Origin of the sequence: Amycolatopsis sp. MtRt-6 (assembly GCF_017308975.1) — a bacterium.
Lineage (GTDB): Bacteria > Actinomycetota > Actinomycetes > Mycobacteriales > Pseudonocardiaceae > Amycolatopsis.
In genome coordinates, this window is the sequence record NZ_JADWPD010000025.1 from 24,444 (window position 1) to 39,933 (window position 15,490).

Annotated in this window: 13 protein-coding genes and 1 pseudogene; 9 read left to right on the top strand and 5 right to left on the bottom strand. The window is 71.5% G+C overall.

Annotation, left to right across the window (positions count from 1 at the left end; translation table 11 throughout):
• Positions 1–57 precede the first annotated feature (57 nt).
• Genes I4Q55_RS34000 through I4Q55_RS34015 form a run of 4 tightly spaced genes read left to right on the top strand, consistent with a single transcriptional unit; the run spans position 58 to position 4,871 of the window.
• Positions 58–1,011, top strand: a complete 954-nt coding sequence (locus tag I4Q55_RS34000; protein WP_206793864.1) for a carbohydrate ABC transporter permease — start codon at positions 58–60, stop codon at positions 1,009–1,011.
• Between the two features lie 3 nt (positions 1,012–1,014).
• Complete coding sequence (locus tag I4Q55_RS34005; RefSeq protein WP_206793866.1) at positions 1,015–1,920, top strand: carbohydrate ABC transporter permease; 906 nt, start codon at positions 1,015–1,017, stop codon at positions 1,918–1,920.
• A gap of 19 nt (positions 1,921–1,939) precedes the next feature.
• Positions 1,940–2,893, top strand: coding sequence for a glycosyl hydrolase family 32 (locus I4Q55_RS34010; RefSeq protein WP_206793868.1), 954 nt, complete (start codon positions 1,940–1,942; stop codon positions 2,891–2,893).
• Positions 2,894–2,909: 16 nt separating this feature from the next.
• A complete protein-coding gene (locus I4Q55_RS34015; protein ID WP_206793870.1) occupies positions 2,910–4,871 on the top strand; it encodes a glycoside hydrolase family 32 protein in 1,962 nt (653 codons plus the stop codon).
• A gap of 41 nt (positions 4,872–4,912) precedes the next feature.
• Here the strand turns inward: I4Q55_RS34015 and I4Q55_RS34020 are convergent, their stop codons facing one another.
• The 4 genes from I4Q55_RS34020 to I4Q55_RS34035 all read right to left on the bottom strand — a co-directional run bounded on the left by I4Q55_RS34020 (position 4,913) and on the right by I4Q55_RS34035 (position 11,213).
• Positions 4,913–7,906: a non-ribosomal peptide synthetase gene (locus I4Q55_RS34020; RefSeq protein ID WP_206793872.1), complete on the bottom strand. Its 2,994-nt coding sequence runs from the start codon at positions 7,904–7,906 to the stop codon at positions 4,913–4,915.
• A 71-nt stretch (positions 7,907–7,977) separates the two neighbouring features.
• On the bottom strand, positions 7,978–8,874 hold the full coding sequence (locus I4Q55_RS34025) for a ParB N-terminal domain-containing protein (protein ID WP_242547293.1): 897 nt from the start codon (positions 8,872–8,874) through the stop codon (positions 7,978–7,980).
• 603 nt (positions 8,875–9,477) lie between these two features.
• Positions 9,478–10,086, bottom strand: a complete 609-nt coding sequence (locus I4Q55_RS34030; RefSeq protein ID WP_206793876.1) for a DNA-binding response regulator — start codon at positions 10,084–10,086, stop codon at positions 9,478–9,480.
• A complete protein-coding gene (locus tag I4Q55_RS34035) occupies positions 10,083–11,213 on the bottom strand; it encodes a sensor histidine kinase (RefSeq protein WP_206793878.1) in 1,131 nt (376 codons plus the stop codon). Before I4Q55_RS34035 ends, I4Q55_RS34030 begins: the two co-directional genes overlap by 4 nt.
• Positions 11,214–11,440: 227 nt before the next feature.
• Here I4Q55_RS34035 and I4Q55_RS51055 point away from each other — a divergent pair, with 227 nt between their 5' ends.
• Positions 11,441–11,665, top strand: coding sequence for a DUF5988 family protein (locus I4Q55_RS51055; protein WP_374194511.1), 225 nt, complete (start codon positions 11,441–11,443; stop codon positions 11,663–11,665).
• 99 nt (positions 11,666–11,764) lie between these two features.
• Here the strand turns inward: I4Q55_RS51055 and I4Q55_RS51060 are convergent.
• Positions 11,765–12,541, bottom strand: a pseudogene (locus I4Q55_RS51060) (thioesterase II family protein); the annotation flags it as partial.
• A 141-nt stretch (positions 12,542–12,682) separates the two neighbouring features.
• Here I4Q55_RS51060 and I4Q55_RS34045 point away from each other — a divergent pair.
• From I4Q55_RS34045 to I4Q55_RS34060, 4 genes are all read left to right on the top strand, one after another.
• Entirely contained in the window at positions 12,683–12,994 is a 312-nt protein-coding gene (locus tag I4Q55_RS34045; protein ID WP_206793882.1) for a hypothetical protein, read from the top strand.
• Positions 12,995–13,067: 73 nt separating this feature from the next.
• Entirely contained in the window at positions 13,068–13,889 is an 822-nt protein-coding gene (locus tag I4Q55_RS34050) for a class II aldolase/adducin family protein (protein ID WP_206793884.1), read from the top strand.
• Positions 13,890–14,198: 309 nt separating this feature from the next.
• Positions 14,199–14,621, top strand: a complete 423-nt coding sequence (locus I4Q55_RS34055; protein WP_307793388.1) for a hypothetical protein — start codon at positions 14,199–14,201, stop codon at positions 14,619–14,621.
• Positions 14,622–14,665: 44 nt separating this feature from the next.
• Entirely contained in the window at positions 14,666–15,247 is a 582-nt protein-coding gene (locus I4Q55_RS34060; protein ID WP_206793887.1) for an isoprenylcysteine carboxylmethyltransferase family protein, read from the top strand.
• The last annotated feature ends 243 nt before the right edge of the window (positions 15,248–15,490 follow it).

The following is a 15,490-nucleotide window of genomic DNA, read 5'->3' on the forward strand; positions in this document are numbered from 1 at the left end:
GCTCGTCGCTCCCCGCCCGGCGCCCGCGCCGGGCGGGCCGAGAGGGAAGGTTCCTCCATGACGGCGATCTCCCCGCCGGACACCCGCGCCGCGCGCGCGGTCCCGAAACCCGTCTCCCGCCGCAAGGTCCACCACGAACGGCGGTCCGCGCGCCGCGCCGGCTGGGCCATGGCCGCCCCCGCGGTGCTGTTGCTGCTGGCGTTCCTGATCGTCCCGGTGCTCCTCGGATTCGCCCTGTCCTTCACCAACGCCCGGCTCACTTCACCCGAGCCGACCACCTTCGCCGGCCTCGGCAACTTCGTCCGGGCCTTCACCGACGACCCGGCGTTCCTCCGCTCGCTGGTGAACACGGTCTGCTTCGCCGCCGTCGTCGTGCCGGTGCAGGCCGGGTTCGGGCTGCTGCTGGCCATCCTGGTGAACCAGAAGATCCGCGGCGCGGTGGCGTTCCGGACCATCTTCTTCATCCCGGTCGTGACCTCGATCGTCGTGGTCTCGATCCTGTGGAAGTTCATGTACCAGCCGGACGGGCTGATCAACTCCTTCATCGACTCGATCACCTTCGGCGCCTGGCAGGGCACCGCGTGGCTGAACGACCCGAGCACCGCGCTGACCGCGATCATCGTGCTGTCGATCTGGCAGGCGGTCGGCTTCCACATGCTGATCTGGCTGTCCGGCCTGCAGACCATCCCGCAGGAGCTGTACGAAGCGGCACGGATCGACGGTGCCGGCGCCTGGCAGCAGTTCCGCAACGTCACCTGGCCCTGCCTGCGCCCGACCCGGGTGTTCGTCCTGATCACCATCACCATCGCCGCGCTCGGGCTGTTCGTGCAGATCGACGTGATGACCCAGGGCGGCCCGGTGGACTCCACCTCGACGCTGGTCTACCACGCCGTCCGGATGGGCTACCGCCAGCAGCAGATCGGCTACGGCTCGGCCCTGTCGCTGGTGTTCTTCGTGCTGGTGCTCATCGTCGCGCTGGTCCAGCGCTTCCTGACCCGGGACAAGGACTGAGCCATGACCATCCACAAAGGACATGCCGACGAGCGGGTGCTGCGCCGTCGCCGCCGGGTCTGGACCTACCTGGTCCTGATCGGACTCGCCGTCTTCTTCCTGTTCCCGCTGGTGTTCATGTTCGTCTCCAGCCTGAAGCCCGACGGCCAGATCCTGTCCGACATCGGCGGGTGGCGGGCGTTCCTGCCGGTGGGGAACATCGGCTTCGGCAACTATGCCGAAGTGTTCGACCGGGTGCCGGTCGGGCGGTTCCTGCTCAACTCGGTCCTCGTCACGGTCGCGGTCGTGGCCGCGGGGCTGGTGGTGAACTCGATGGCCGGGTTCGCGATCTCCCGGCTGCGCTGGACCGGCCGCGGTGTCGTGCTGAGCGTCATCATCGCCACGCTCATCGTGCCGTTCGAGACCATCGCGGTGCCGATGGTCTACTGGGTCTCCCAGCTGCCGACCCTGTTGTTCCAGAACGGGCAGCTCGTGTACGACTTCGGCTGGCTGGACACCTACCAGGTGCAGATCATCCCGTTCATCGCCAACGGCTTCTCCGTCTTCCTGTTCACGCAGTACTTCTCGACCATCCCCACGGCACTCGACGAGGCGGCCCGGATCGACGGCGCCGGCTGGTTCACCATCTACCGCCGGATCGCCGTGCCGCTGTCGGGCCCGGCGTTCGCCACGGTCGCGATCCTGACGTTCCTGCCTGCCTGGAACCAGTACCTGTGGCCGAGCATGGTCGTCCAGGACGAGAAGCTGCGGCCGGTCATGGTCGGCCTGCAGTACTTCTTCCAGGACACCACCGCCTGGGGTGAGGTCATGGCCTACACGTCGATGATCACCCTCCCCGTGCTCGTGGTGTTCCTCGCCTTCCAGCGCGCGTTCGTCAGCAGCGTCGCGGCCAGCGGTGTCAAGGAATAACCCTCTTCGAAAGGCTCCCATGTTCTCGCTGCCCGACTCCTGGGTCTGGGACTTCTGGTTCGCCGACGACGGCGACCGCTACCACCTGTTCTTCCTCTACGCCTCCCGCGCCCTGCACGACCCCGAAGCACGCCACTACCGCGCTTCGATCGGCCACGCCGTCTCGGCCGACCTGGTGCGCTGGACCCGGATCGAGGACGCGCTGGTCCGCGCGGACGCGCCTGCGTTCGACGACCTGGCGACCTGGACCGGCTCGGTCGTGCGGCACCCGGACGGGACGTGGTTCCTGTTCTACACCGGCGCGACCCGCGCCCCCGGCGGCAAGAACGTCCAGCGGATCGGCTACGCCACCTCGCCGGATCTCGTGACCTGGCACCGGGCTCCGGAAAACCCGGTCCTGGCCGCCGATCCCCGCTGGTACGAAACCCTGGACGACGGCTGGCACGACGAGGCGTTCCGCGACCCGTGGGTGTTCGCCGACCCCGGCGGCGACGGCTGGCACATGCTCGTCACCGCGCGTGCCGCGACCGGCGAGGCGTTCGAACGCGGCGTCGTCGGTCACGCCGTCTCCGCGGACCTGCGGCACTGGCAGCTGCGCCCGCCGCTGACCGCGCCCGGCCCGCGCGGGTTCGGCCAGCTGGAGGTCCCGCAGGTCGAGGTGGTGGACGGCCGCCCGGTCCTGCTGTTCTCCTGCCTGGCCGAACACGCCTCGGCGGATCGTCAAGCCACCGGCACGACCGGCGGGATCTGGGCTGCGCCCGCCGGTGGCCCGCTCGGGCCGTTCGACATCGCGGCCGCCGAACCCGTCACCGACGACCGCCTCTACAGCGGGCGGCTGATCCGCCGCCGGTCCGACGGCCGGTGGGTGCTGCTCGCGTTCCACCACCGCGGCGAATCCGGCTTCGCCGGCACCATCAGCGATCCCATGCCGGTGGCGTGGGACGGCAAACGCCTCGCCCTGCTCGATTCCTGAATTCCCGGAGGTCCCCATGCGCTCAACGACGAGCCGCCTTCGCCTGCTGTCCGCCGTCGCCCTCGTGGCGGCGACGGCGGTGGCGGGCCTGACCGACGCACCGCCCGCCGCCGCGGCGGGCACCTACCGCGCGCAGTACCACTTCACGGTGCCCGACCACTGGATGAACGACCCCCAGCGGCCGGTGTACGTGAACGGCAAGCTCCACTACTACTACCTCTACAACGCCGACTACCCGACCGAGGTCGGCACGGCCTGGCGGCTGGCGACGTCCACGGACGGCGTCGCCTTCGCCGACCAGGGCATCGCCGCGCCGAAGAAGACCAACGCGAACCACGACCTGTGGTCCGGCTCCGCGGTCGTCGACACGGCGAACACGGCCGGCTTCGGCGCCGGCGCGGTGGTCCAGCTGGTCACGCAGATGGACCACCCGGTCAACGGTTCCGGGCCGCAGGCGCAGTTCCTGTGGTATTCGATCGACGGCGGCCGGACGTTCCGGCCCCACGGCGACACCCCGGTGATCCCGAACGGCGGCCGCCGCGACTTCCGCGACCCCAAGGTGATCTGGGACGCCGCGCGCGGCCGGTGGGTCGCGGCGATCACCGAAGGCGACCGGATCGGGTTCTTCACCTCACCGGACCTGAAGACCTGGACGTGGCAGTCGGACTTCGTCAGCACCTACGGCGTCCTCGAATGCCCGGACCTGTTCCCGATCCGCGCCGACGACGGCACCACGCACTGGGTGCTGGGCGTCAGCGCCGGCGGGATCCCGGGTACCTACGCGTACTGGACCGGTGCGTTCGACGGCGCGGCGTTCACCGCCGACGCGGCCACGCCCCAGTGGCTCGACCACGGCTTCGACTGGTACGCCGGAGTCACCTGGGAGGACCCGGCCGCGCCGGCGGACCGGCGATTCGGCCTGGCCTGGATGAACAACTGGGCCTACGCGGACACCACCCCGACCTGGGCGTCGGACGGCTTCAACGGCACCGACTCGATCGTCCGCCAGATCACGCTGAAGCACTACCCGGACGGCTACGCCCTGGCCTCGCAGCCGACACCCGCGCTGGCTTCCCACGCCCGCTCGGTGACCAACCTCGGCACCATCCAGGTCAACGGCGGCCTGGTGCCGCTGGCCTACCACGGAACGGCCTACCAGCTCGACACCGACGTCAGCTGGACCCAGCTGGAGAACATCGGGCTGCAGCTGCGGGTGTCGGCCGACGGGACCCGGCACGCGGACACCGGGATCTACCGCGACTACAGCTACCTCAACCGGCGGCAGACCGGCCGACCCGACACCACCGGCACGCGCGGGGAGAGCCACGCACCGTGGGACCCGGCGAAGAAGAGCGCGCACCTGCGGATCCTGGTCGACCGGACGACGATCGAGGTGTTCGTCGACGACGGCCGGTACGTGCACTCCAGCGAGGTGTTCGCCGACCCCGCCGACACCGGCATCAACCTCTACACCACCGGCGGCAGCGCCACTTTCGCCAACACGACGATCACCGAGTTCCCGGACCTGTCCCAGCGCCCGGCGCACGTCGTGTCCGGGTTCGAAGGCAGCGCCTACGACCCCGGCTGGACCACGACCGGCAGCTTCACCGGCACCGGCCCGTCGTTCGAGTACCTGCCCGGCATGGTCGGCAACGCGGTCCTGGACACCTTCGCCGGCGGCGGCGACCCGGGTACCGGCACGATCACGTCACCGCCGTTCACGCTCGACCGCGACCACCTGCACTTCCTCCTCGCCGGCGGCAACCACCCGGCGGGCTCGCCCGGCCAGACCACGATCGACCTGCTGGTGAACGGCCAGGTCGTGCGCACGGCGACCGGTGACGACACCGGCGTCCTCAAACCGGTCGACTGGGACGTCAGCGCGCTGCACGGGCAGAGCGCCCAGGTGCGGGTGGTCGACCAGGCGACCGGCGCGTGGGGGCACCTGATGGTCGACCAGCTGCTGCTGAGCGACTGAGCGACCCGGCCGGGGAGGACAGGCCGTCCTCCCCGGCCGGGTCAGGCCGTCGTCATCGCCGCTTCCCGGGCCGTCTCCGCCACGCTCTTCAGGGTCGGCTCGTGCACCAGCCTGCCCAGGCACGCGTTGAACGCCTCGCTGCCGGACTCGCCCACGACCGTGCGCGTCACCGCCGCCACCATGGCCAGGAACAGCAGGGAGTTGCCGCCCAGCTCGTGGAAGTCCGCGTCCGCCGCGATGTGGTCGGGGCTGACGTCGAGCAGCTCCGCCCAGATCGCCGCCACCCGCTCGGTCACCTCGTCGCGGTTCTCCTCCGCGACCGGCCCGGCGCCGGCCGGGAACGGGTCCGGCAGGGCCCGGACGTCGACCTTGCCGTTCACCGTCCGCGGGATGTCCGTGACGAACACCGTGGCCGCCGGGATCAGGTACTTCGGCAGCAGGCCCGCCAGGTGCCGGTGCAGCTCGTCCGTGGTCACCTCGTGCCGCGCCACCACGTACGCGCACAACGCTTTCTGCTCACCGGTGCCGCGGGGCACCACCACCGCGCGGGCCACCGCCGGGTGGCCTTCGAGCGTGCGGACGATCTCCGCGGGCTCGACCCGGTGGCCGAGTACCTTGACCTGGTCGTCCGTGCGGGCGAGGAACTCCAGCTCGCCGGTCGGGAGGAGCCGTGCCAGGTCGCCGCTGCGGTAGACGCGGGTGCCGTCGGCCAGCCGGACGAACTTCTCCCGGGTGATGTCCGGGCGGCCGAGGTAGCCGCGGGCCACCTGCGCGCCCCCGATGCAGACCTCGCCGGTCGTGCCCGCGGGGGCGAACCGGCCGTGGGCGTCGAGCAGGAACACCGTGCTGTTGTCCGTCGGCACCCCGATCGGGACGGAACCCCGGGTGTCGGTGGCGGCGTCGAACGGGTGCAGGGTCATCACGATCGTCGTCTCGGTCGGACCGTAGGAGTTGACGATCGCGCAGTCCGGGCCGAACACCTCCTGCGCCTCCCGCGCCACCGACGTGGTCAGCAGCTCGCCCATGGTGACGACCTTCCGGAACCCCGTGGGGCGCAGGCCGAGGTGGTTGATCAGGGCGAGGTGCGACGGCGTCAGCGAGAGCATGGTGGCGCCGGACGTGGTGAGCAGCTCGTGCAGCAGCGCGGGGGTGATCTCGCCCGGGCGGACGACGATCGCGCCGCCCGCCATCAGCGGCGGGAGCAGGGTGTTCACCGAGACGTCGAAGGCGATCGAGGCGAGCAGCGGCAGCCGCGTCCGGTGGTCGAGCTCGAACTCGCGCACCGCCCACGCGACGTAGTGGCGCAGGCAGCCGTGGGTGATCTCGACGCCCTTGGGCTTGCCGGTGGAGCCGGACGTGTAGATCACGTAGGCCAGCCGGTCGTCGGGGATGACGAGCTCCGGCACCGCCGGCTCGCCGGCGAAGTCCAGGTCCTCGATGACGAGCTTGACGCAGTCCGGCGGCAGGCAGTCCCGCGCCCGGCACGGGCGCTCGACCAGGCAGATCGGGGCTCCGGAGTCGGCGAGCAGGCCGGCGATCCGCGCGTCCGGGTTGACCGGGTCCAGCGGCAGGTACGCGGCGCCGGCCCGGAGCACGCCCCAGATCGCCACCACCGCCGCGACCGAGCGGTCGCTCAGCAGGCCGACGAGGGTCTCCGGGCCGGCGCCGAGCTCCCGCAGGGCCGCGGCGACGACACCGCTGCGGTGGGCCAGCTCGGCGTAGGTCAGCTTCTCGTCCGGCGCGTCCAGGGCGAGAGCGTCCGGCGTTTCCGCGGCCTGGCGCAGGAACCGGCGCACGATGTCGTCCGATGTGGACGGTTCGACGGCGGTGTCGTTCGCCGCCCAGTGCCGGTCCGCGGCGGGGGAGAGCTCTTCGGCGATCCGGTCGAGCAGCGCCTCGATCCGCCCGGCCGTCTCGGCGCCCTCCCACCAGGTCAGTGTGATCTCGGTCCGGCCGCCGACCTCGACGACGTTCAGCTCGGGGGCGCCGCCGGGGCAGGGCCGGGCCAGCGGGTAGAGGCTGTGCGCGGTGAACCCGGGAGTGTGCAGCAGGGCCGGGTCGACCCGGCCGACGTGCGCGAGGACGGCGTCGGACGGGTAGGCGTCGCGTTCCCGGGAGCGCCGGTCGATGGTGGTCATCGCCTCGGCGACCTGGCTCAGCGGCATGTCCAGCAGGCCCGTCGGCGGGGCCTTGCGCACCGCGGCGCCGCCGGCGAGCTCGCGCAGCAGCCGCTCGTGCACGCTGCCGGCGTCCTCCCCGGGTTCGACCCGCAGGTAGAAGCCCGAGGAGAAGTTCGCCGTGCTGCGCACCCCCGGCCGGTGGTGGCGCAGGTCGACCGGGATGTAGAAGATCGACGGGGCGTCTTCGCGGGTCAGCAGCGTGGCCAGCTTCGCCACCAGCGCCGGGTGGCTGCCCTGGATGCTGCGCCGGCCGGCGACGAACCGGGTGTGGTCGGTCGGCTCGCAGCCGGGGAGCACCGGCGGCTGCGTGTAGCCGGGCGTGACCAGTTCCTCGGCCTCGGGCAGGTCCGCGAAGACGTCCCGGTCGCTGACCGGGTCCGGCGCCCCCAGCGGCACCTCGCCGCGCAGCGCCCGGAACACGTCGAGCGCCCAGGTGAGCGCGCCCTTGGCGTCCATCACGGCGTGGTCGGCCCGGAACGCCACCGAGATCGGGTCGCCCTCGACGAGGACGACCTCGCACCGCGGCTCGCCGGTGATCGGCGCCTGCAGTTCGGGCACCGCGAGGACGCCGGCGGCACCGAGCCCCCGGCCGTCCACGACACGGACCCGGGGGGTGACGCCGCTGTCGGCCCAGGACCGGCCGTCGGGGACGAGCCGGCTGCCCGGGCAGGCCGCGGAGGCCACGGCGACGGCTTCGCGCAGCTCCTCGGCATCGAGGGTGCCGGTGCCTTCGACGACGATCTGCAGCGTGGCGGCGAGCTCGGCCGGGTGGCCGAGGAAGAACCACTCGCTGGGGGCGATCGGACGGCGGAAGCCGGTGGCCGGAACGGGTTCGGTCAGGGTGTGCTGGGACATCGTCGGCCTGCTCCTCAAGCTGGAACGGGTAGGGCGGCGAGACCGGGCCTCGCCGGTGGGGCTGACGAGGGTCAGCCGAGCTGCTGGGCGAAGGCCAGCCACATTTCGGCGTACTGCCGGGCCAGCCCGTGGACCACCTCGACGCAGTGCGGGGGCACGCAGGTGGCCAGTTTGGACAGATCCGGCTGCTCGCAGGCGTTGCGGTGCAACAGCCGCAGCAGCTGCCGTCCGTCCTCTTTGGTCCGCAGCGACGGGTCGCGGAGCAGGTTCCCGACCAGCTTGCCGACGTCGAGCGGGGCCGGTTCGGCGGCCGGAACGGGGTCCGGCGCCGGTGCCCGGCAGGGTGCCGGTGCCGGGGCCGGCACCGGGTCGCCCGCCACGGGGACGCCGGAGGCGAGGCGCTTGCGCACGTCGCTGACCGTCGCCGGGGAGACACCCGCGCGGCGGCCGATCTCCCGCAGTGACGCGCCGGGGTTCTCGGCGATCAGCCGGGCGGCGCGGTGCCGGCCCGCGGCCTTGTCCAGCGGGTGGATCTTGCCGTCGCGGCCGATCCGGGCCGTGGGCTGCGCGGTCGACGGCCCGAGGGTGCGGCGGACGATCGCCACGGTCTTGGCGCTCAGCCCGGAGATGTCGGCGATCGCCCGGTCGGACAGGTGCGGGTGGGACGTGACGATGCGCGCGGCGGCCCGGCGCCGGTCCTCCTGGGACAGGGGCAGGCCGTGGGTGACGTTCGCCTGGACCGCGCGGAGGAACGCCTCCTCCGCGGGCCCGTCGAAGTACTCGGCTTCGATCGTGGTCAGGCCGGCCGCGGCCGCGGCCAGCAGCCGGTGCGTGCCGTCGATCACCCGCAGGGTCCGGCGGTCGACGAGGATCGGCGGGAGCGGGCCCTCGATGGCCGTCAACCGCGCGACGTGTTCGGTGTCGGCTCCGCTGCCCCGCGGCGAATCGGCGGGCCGGAGCGCACTCAACGGGAGGCGGACGGTGGCACCGGGCCGGCGGTGGCCGGGGTGTTCCGGAGCCGTCCGGAGGGCTGTCACTTCGCCCGGTTCGATAGTCCAGGCACCTTGCGCTGTCACGTTGCTCATCTCCCCAGATGTAGAGCGGTGGTGAAAACCGGCGCGGCGATCCGGGACAGGAAACCCGCGCGCGGCCGAACGAAAAATTAACGGGATGCGGCGAGCGGGCGGCCTGAGGTGGCTCGCGGCTCGCGCCGGCACCCGGCCGCAGCCGATGCGTTGCGGGCCAACGACAACAGCACCCGTGCCTGACTACCGCACGGGTGCTGCTGCCGTCCGGGCAGGACGGTGGCCAGTGGAGAGATTCTCTGCCGAATTACCCTCAAACACTCTTCTCCGCGCTTGGCCATGAAGATCCCCAGGGTTTGCTGTCCGCATCCGCGGAATTGCTTAGCTCTGCTTACAGCATCCCCAGTTCACTCGATCGTGTCAAGGCTTGGCCAGGTAAAACGATGGGGTGTTACTCACTAAACGGTATGTCCGTTTCAAAATTCTTGTCAAGCCGGAGTGCTGCTCGCGGACGGTCGGTGGAATTGCCGGAAAAGTAAATGTTTTCTAAAGCCAGCCGCGTTCGTCGGCGACGCGCAACGCTTCCATCCGGTTCCGGGTTCTGGTCTTGGTGGTGGCGGCCGAGATGTAGTTCCGCACCGTGCCCACCGAGAGGTAGAGGTTCGCCGCGATCTCGGCGACCGTCGCGCCCGAACGGGCGGCGGTCAGCACGTCGCGTTCCCGCGCCGTGAGCGGTGACTCCCCGGCCGCGATGGTGGCCACCGCCAGCGCGGGATCGACCACGCGCTCGCCCGCCCGCACCCGGCGGATGGCGTCCGCGAGCGCGTCGGCGGGGGAGTCCTTGACGACGAACCCGACCGCGCCCGCCTCCATGGCCCGGCGCAGGTAGCCCGCGCGGCCGAACGTGGTCAGCATGACCACCCGGCACGACGGGAACCGGTCGCGCAGCACGGCCGCGGCGGCGAGCCCGTCCAGGCCCGGCATTTCGATGTCGAGCAGGGCGACGTCGGGCCGGCCCGACGCGGCCGCCTCGACGACCTGGTCGCCGCGGCCGACCGAGGCGACCACCTCGAAATCGGCTTCCTGGCTCAACAGGGAGCAGAGTGCCTCGCGGATCAGTTCCTGGTCGTCCGCCAGCAGCAGCCGGATCGTCATGACAACGCCGCCGTCGCCGGCTCGAGGGACACGCGCAGGCGCCACCCCGACGAGGCCGGGCCGGCTTCCATCCGGCCGCCCGCGAGCGCCACCCGCTCGCGCAGCATCGAAAGGCCGTTGCCGGCGGTCGCCGGGGCGCGCCCGGCGCCGTCGTCGTGCACCTCGACCCAGTCCGCGGCCAGCAGGACGGTGCACCGGCCGGCCCGGGCGTGCCGGACCACGTTGGTGATCCCCTCGCGCACGACCCAGCCGAACAGCTGCTGGTGCGCCACGTCCACGACGTCGGTGGCGGTCGGCAGGTCGGGCGTGATCCCCGAGGCACGCAGCAGCTCCTTGCCGCGCGCCAGCTCGTTGGCCAGCGTCACGTCGCGGTAGCCGGACACGGCGGCGCGGACGTCGGCCAGCGCCTGGCGCGACAGTTTCCCGATCTCGGTGACTTCCTGCAAGGTGCCGGACTCCTCCCGGGCGGCGATGCGGCGCGCGACGTCGGTCTTGACGGCGATCGCGGTGAGCGAGTGGCCGAGCAGGTCGTGCAGGTCGCGGGCGATCCGCGTGCGCTCGGCGTCGGAGGCGAGCCGGGCGACCTCCGCGCGGGCCTCGATCAGGGCGTTGTTGGCGCGCACCATTTCGGAAAACGCGTAGACGATGAGGACGGTGCTCATGATCATGATCGCCTCGAGCCAGCCCGCGCCGCTGTGCCAGGGCCGGACCGCCCACGGGACGACGATGCTGGCGAGCACGGCGGCCACGACGAGCGGGACCGCCCGCCTGCCGAGGAAGTAGGTCGCCACCGCGACCACCACCGCGCCGAGGAAGAAGGACTCGGTCTGGGCGAACGGCAGCTCGGCGAGGAACAGCACGGTCATCGCGCCGAGCAGCCACCAGAACCGGCGCCACGCCAGGTGGGTCGCGGCCAGCGCGGCCAGCGCGTAGCAGGCGCAGAACGCGACGACGATCAGCAACCCGGTCACGGCGTCGGTGCCCTGCGAGTGCTGCGGGACCGCGACGGCGGTGGCGACCGGGTAGATCAGCATCCCGGAGGCCAGCGCGAACCGGCGCCAGCCCTGGGCCCAGCGCTGGGTGCTGTCGGTGGGCCAGGTCCCGGCCGCGGTCCCGTTCGTCGTCATCGTTCGTTCCCTCTTCGTCCTCGGGTACCACCATCACCCGGCGGGCGCGCCGGGCGTAGTGAGTTCACGCACCGGCTGGACATGACATTCGTCATCGCCCGTCCGGGGGAGGCCGGGCGGGTGTTCAACTGCGGCGCCGGCGAATGTGATCCGTGCGATATTCTCGCCGCCGACGGCGGGAATGTTTCCCGCCGGACAAAACCTTCGGCATGCGGAGGGAAAAGTTCATGCAAAAAATCGTCGACGGAGTTTTGGTCACGGCGCGGCTCGTGGGTGGTCCCGCGAGCATCGACGGCGCCGCCCGCGTCCGTGAGGTGGACGCGCACGAGAACAAAATCAAACTGCCGCACCAAGGCGGTTACGAGCATTTCGAGCGGGTTGCGGAAACGCCGGCCGGCGAACGGCCGGTGACGGAGTTCCACTGGACGATGCGCACGAAAGCGGCGGAATGACCCGGCCCGGGCCCGGCGGCGGCGCCGGGCCCGGGCCGGCCGGCCGGGTAATGCGGGGGCGCCCGACTGCTCGGGCGCGAAGCAGCGGTCGAGCAGCCCGGCCACCTCCGGCATCGCGTCGGTGAGGAAGAAGTGGCCGCCGGGGAACACGCGCAGGTCGAACCCGCCGGTCGTGTGCCGCTCCCACGCGCGGGCTTCGGCGACCGGGGTCTTCGGGTCGGCGTCGCCGGTGAGCACGGTGATCGGGCAGGCCACGGTGACGTCCGGGCCGCAGGAGTACGTCTCCACCGCGCGGTAGTCGGCCCGGAGGGCGGGCAGGGCCGCGCGCATCAGTTCCTCGTTGTCGAGCACGGCCGCGGCGGCTCCGTTCAGCCGCCGGATCTCCGCGAGGATCGCCGCGTCGCCGCCGCGGTGCACGGCTTCGGTGTGCCGGGTCGCCGGTCCGCGGCGGCCAGAGGCGAACAACCGCGCCGGAACCTGCCCGGCCGCTTCGAACCGGCGGGCGACCTCGAAGGCCACGACCGCCCCCATGCTGTGGCCGAGCAGGACCACCGGCAGCGCCGGCTCGGCGGCCAGCACCTCGTGGACGCGGTCGGCGAGCGCCCGGACGGAGTCGATCGCGGGCTCCCGGTGCCGGTCCTGCCGGCCCGGGTACTGGATCGCCACGACGTCCACGGCGGATTTCAAAGCGAACGACAACGGCCGGTAAAAGGGCGCGGTACCACCCGCGTGCGGGAAACAGACGAGCCGCGCGACGGGATCGGTGGTTTCCCGGTAACGGCGGCACCAGAGGCTGCCGGTGTGCTGGGTGCTGGACATGACACTCCGCTTGCTGATGGACGCTGGGCAATGGACGGGGAATGGCCCGGGAAACATACCCGGAGTCCGCCCGTTCAGCTGCGGTCCGCAGCTGAACACCTCGCTTGCCCGGGCGGCATGCGCTGGTTAACGTGCGTGATCGCCGACGGACGCATATTTCCGAGCCCCGTGACGGAATCAACCAAGAGGTGACGGACAATGGGATACAAGTTCTCCCTGGTGCTCAACCGCGAGATCACCGACGAAGAATCGGTGACGCTCAAGGGTGCCATTCACGCCGACGCTTCGTTCGGCGACGACCGGCTGCCGACCGACGCCGAGGTGCCGGTGACGAAGATCGAGTTCGACGACTCGGTGTCGCCGACGCTCGCCGAGGCGATCGAAGCGGCGCTGGAAGCGGTCAAGGTCGTCCCGGAGCTGACCGTGCCCGGGCTGAGCGTCCCGGCCCAGCCGGCCGGCCCGGTCGCCGAGACCGCCGAGGCCACCGAGACCGCCGCCGCGCCGGTGTGACCCCGCTCCGGCCGGGGCGGGCGGCTGCCGCGCCCCGGCCGGGCCACCCCGTTCGAGCCAGGGAGACAGTGACATGACCACCAGGGAGCCGTTGACGGCCGAGGACCTCGCTCCGATCCCGGAGCCGGAACTGGTGCGGCACTACCGCTCCACCGCGCCGCCGCAGTTCGCCGATCCGGCCGAGGAACGCCGGCACCGCAAGGAACGGCTGGCCGCGGCGCTGCGCCTGTTCGGCCGGTTCGGCTTCGACGAGGGCGTCGCGGGCCACATCACCGCCCGCGACCCCGAGTTCCCGGACTACTTCTGGGTCAACCCGTTCGCGGTCCCGTTCAGCCACGTGCGGGTGAGCGACCTGCTGCTCGTCGACGGGGAGGGCGAGGTCGTCCAGGGCGAGTACCTGGTCAACAAGGCGGCCTTCGTCATCCACTCGTCGGTCCACCAGGCCCGCCCGGACGTGGTCGGCGCGGCGCACGCGCATTCGCTGTACGGCAAGGCGTTGTCGGCGACCGGGCAGCACATCGAGCCGCTCACCCAGGACGCGTGTGTGTTCCACGACGACCACGCCGTGTTCGAGGACTACACCGGCCTGGTCAACGACCTGGAAGAAGGCCGCCGGATCGCCCGCGTCCTGGGTTCGCACAAGGCGGCGATCCTGCGCAACCACGGCCTGCTCACCGTCGGCGCGACGGTCGATTCCGCCGCCTGGTGGTTCATCGCGATGGAGCGCTCGGCGCAGGCGCAGCTGGCGGCCAAGGCGGCCGGTCCCACCCGGGAGATCTCGGTGGAGAACGCCAAGCTGACGCACGAGCAGTCCGGTCACGAGTACGCGGGCTGGATCCAGTTCCAGCCGCTGTTCGAGCGGATCGCCCGCGAGGAGCCCGACCTGTTCGACTGACCGCCCGCGCGGCGCCGTCCCGGGACTCCCGGGCGGCGCCGTTCGCGTCTCCGGACCCGGCGCTTGACGGCGGTCGGCCCGGTGTGGTGCGCTGCCGGTGCGGTTTCGCCGCCGAACCGGGAAATCCGGACTTTCCGCCGATCGGCCACCATCTCCGCCCATATTACAAATGTCACGGGCGGTCGATGATCGAACTCACTGCCGGTGCCGCCGCGTTTTCGCGAAGATGGTTCCAGTGAAAGCGCCGGTGCCGGCGCCGACCGATCCGGGATTTCCCCGGAAAAGTCATGTGAATCTCAAGGAGGCACGGTGAACGCCAAGACCGCCAACCGGAACATCGCCGGCTCGGAAGCCCGCTCCGCACTGGGTACGGTGAAGAGCCTGGTCACCTGCTACCTGGTCCTCAGCGTCCTCACGCTCGGCGCGATCGTGCTGATGCGGAACAACCCCGACCTGGTGACCGACGCCGTGTGGATCCGCGGCTCGATCGTCGCGGTCACGGCGTTCCTGATGCTGTCGTTCGCCTCGGGCGCGGCGAAGGGCAACCCGCGGGCGCTGCTGCGGCTGCGGCTCGTCTCGGCGATCATGGTCGTCGTCATCGCGGTGATCATCGCGCTGCCGGGCGGGTTTCCGACGTGGATGAAGATCGAGCAGGCCGTCTGCGGCGTGCTGCTGCTCGGCGTGGTCGGGATCGCGAACGGCAAGCGGGTCCGGTCCGCGTTCTCGAAGTGACCGCCTGACAACCCGAACCCCGGCTCGGAGAAAGGAGCCCTGTCATGCTCACCGCCGTCCATCTCACGTCGTGGCTCTGGCTGGCCCTGGAAATCGGGCTGGTCGTCCGGGACCGGCGCCGTGGCCGCGGCTCGGCCGCCGCCGATCGCGGCACGCGCTGGGTGGTCGTGGTGCTGACGCTGTCGGCCACGCTCGCCGCGACGGTGTTCGGTGTCGTCCTGCCCGCCGAGAGCGGGATCCGGTTCGCGGCGCTGGGCCACCCGCACTGGGCGCCGGCCGCCGGGCTCGCCGTGATGGTGACCGGGCTGGCCGTGCGCTGCTGGTCGGTCCTGGTGCTCGGCCGGGCCTTCCGCACCACGGTCGAGGTCGACCGCGGCCAGGAGGTCGTCACCCGGGGCCCGTACCGCTGGGTGCGGCACCCGTCCTACACCGGCGTCCTGCTGCTGGCCGGGGGATACGGCCTGGCGGCCGGGAACTGGCTGTCGCTGCTCTGCACGGTCGTGCTGCCGCTGGCCTCGGTGCTGGTGCGCATCGACGTCGAGGAGCAGGTGCTGACGCGGGTGCTGGGACGTCCCTACGAGCGCTACCGGGCCGCAACGAAGCGCCTGGTACCCGGGGTCTGGTAACGGATCCCGCTCCCCGAAGCGGCCGCCGGAGAGATCCCCAGCTCTCCGGTGGCCTTCTTTTTTTCACTTCACCGTTTTCCGGTCGATTAACTGTTGTTTGCCAATGTGAAATCGCCATTTCGGACAAGTGTTCAGGTGCTGCCCGGCGGCGGCTGAACAGGCCGTATTCCGCCCCCGTTCCGTAGTAACCTCCGGGCAGATCGTGGCGGGCGTTGTCCCGCGGTTTTCCCTGGGGCGGCCCCG

Bases quoted from the DNA above. Each gene is read 5' to 3' on its own strand.
- I4Q55_RS34020 (WP_206793872.1), bottom strand. From the start codon at position 7,906: ATGTCCCAGCACACCCTGACCGAACCCGTTCCGGCCACCGGCTTCCGC.
- I4Q55_RS34050 (WP_206793884.1), top strand. From the start codon at position 13,068: ATGACCACCAGGGAGCCGTTGACGGCCGAGGACCTCGCTCCGATCCCG.
- I4Q55_RS34045 (WP_206793882.1), top strand. From the start codon at position 12,683: ATGGGATACAAGTTCTCCCTGGTGCTCAACCGCGAGATCACCGACGAA.
- I4Q55_RS34000 (WP_206793864.1), top strand. From the start codon at position 58: ATGACGGCGATCTCCCCGCCGGACACCCGCGCCGCGCGCGCGGTCCCG.
- I4Q55_RS34005 (WP_206793866.1), top strand. From the start codon at position 1,015: ATGACCATCCACAAAGGACATGCCGACGAGCGGGTGCTGCGCCGTCGC.
- I4Q55_RS34060 (WP_206793887.1), top strand. From the start codon at position 14,666: ATGCTCACCGCCGTCCATCTCACGTCGTGGCTCTGGCTGGCCCTGGAA.
- I4Q55_RS51055 (WP_374194511.1), top strand. From the start codon at position 11,441: ATGCAAAAAATCGTCGACGGAGTTTTGGTCACGGCGCGGCTCGTGGGT.
- I4Q55_RS34030 (WP_206793876.1), bottom strand. From the start codon at position 10,086: ATGACGATCCGGCTGCTGCTGGCGGACGACCAGGAACTGATCCGCGAG.
- I4Q55_RS34015 (WP_206793870.1), top strand. From the start codon at position 2,910: ATGCGCTCAACGACGAGCCGCCTTCGCCTGCTGTCCGCCGTCGCCCTC.
- I4Q55_RS34010 (WP_206793868.1), top strand. From the start codon at position 1,940: ATGTTCTCGCTGCCCGACTCCTGGGTCTGGGACTTCTGGTTCGCCGAC.
- I4Q55_RS34035 (WP_206793878.1), bottom strand. From the start codon at position 11,213: ATGACGACGAACGGGACCGCGGCCGGGACCTGGCCCACCGACAGCACC.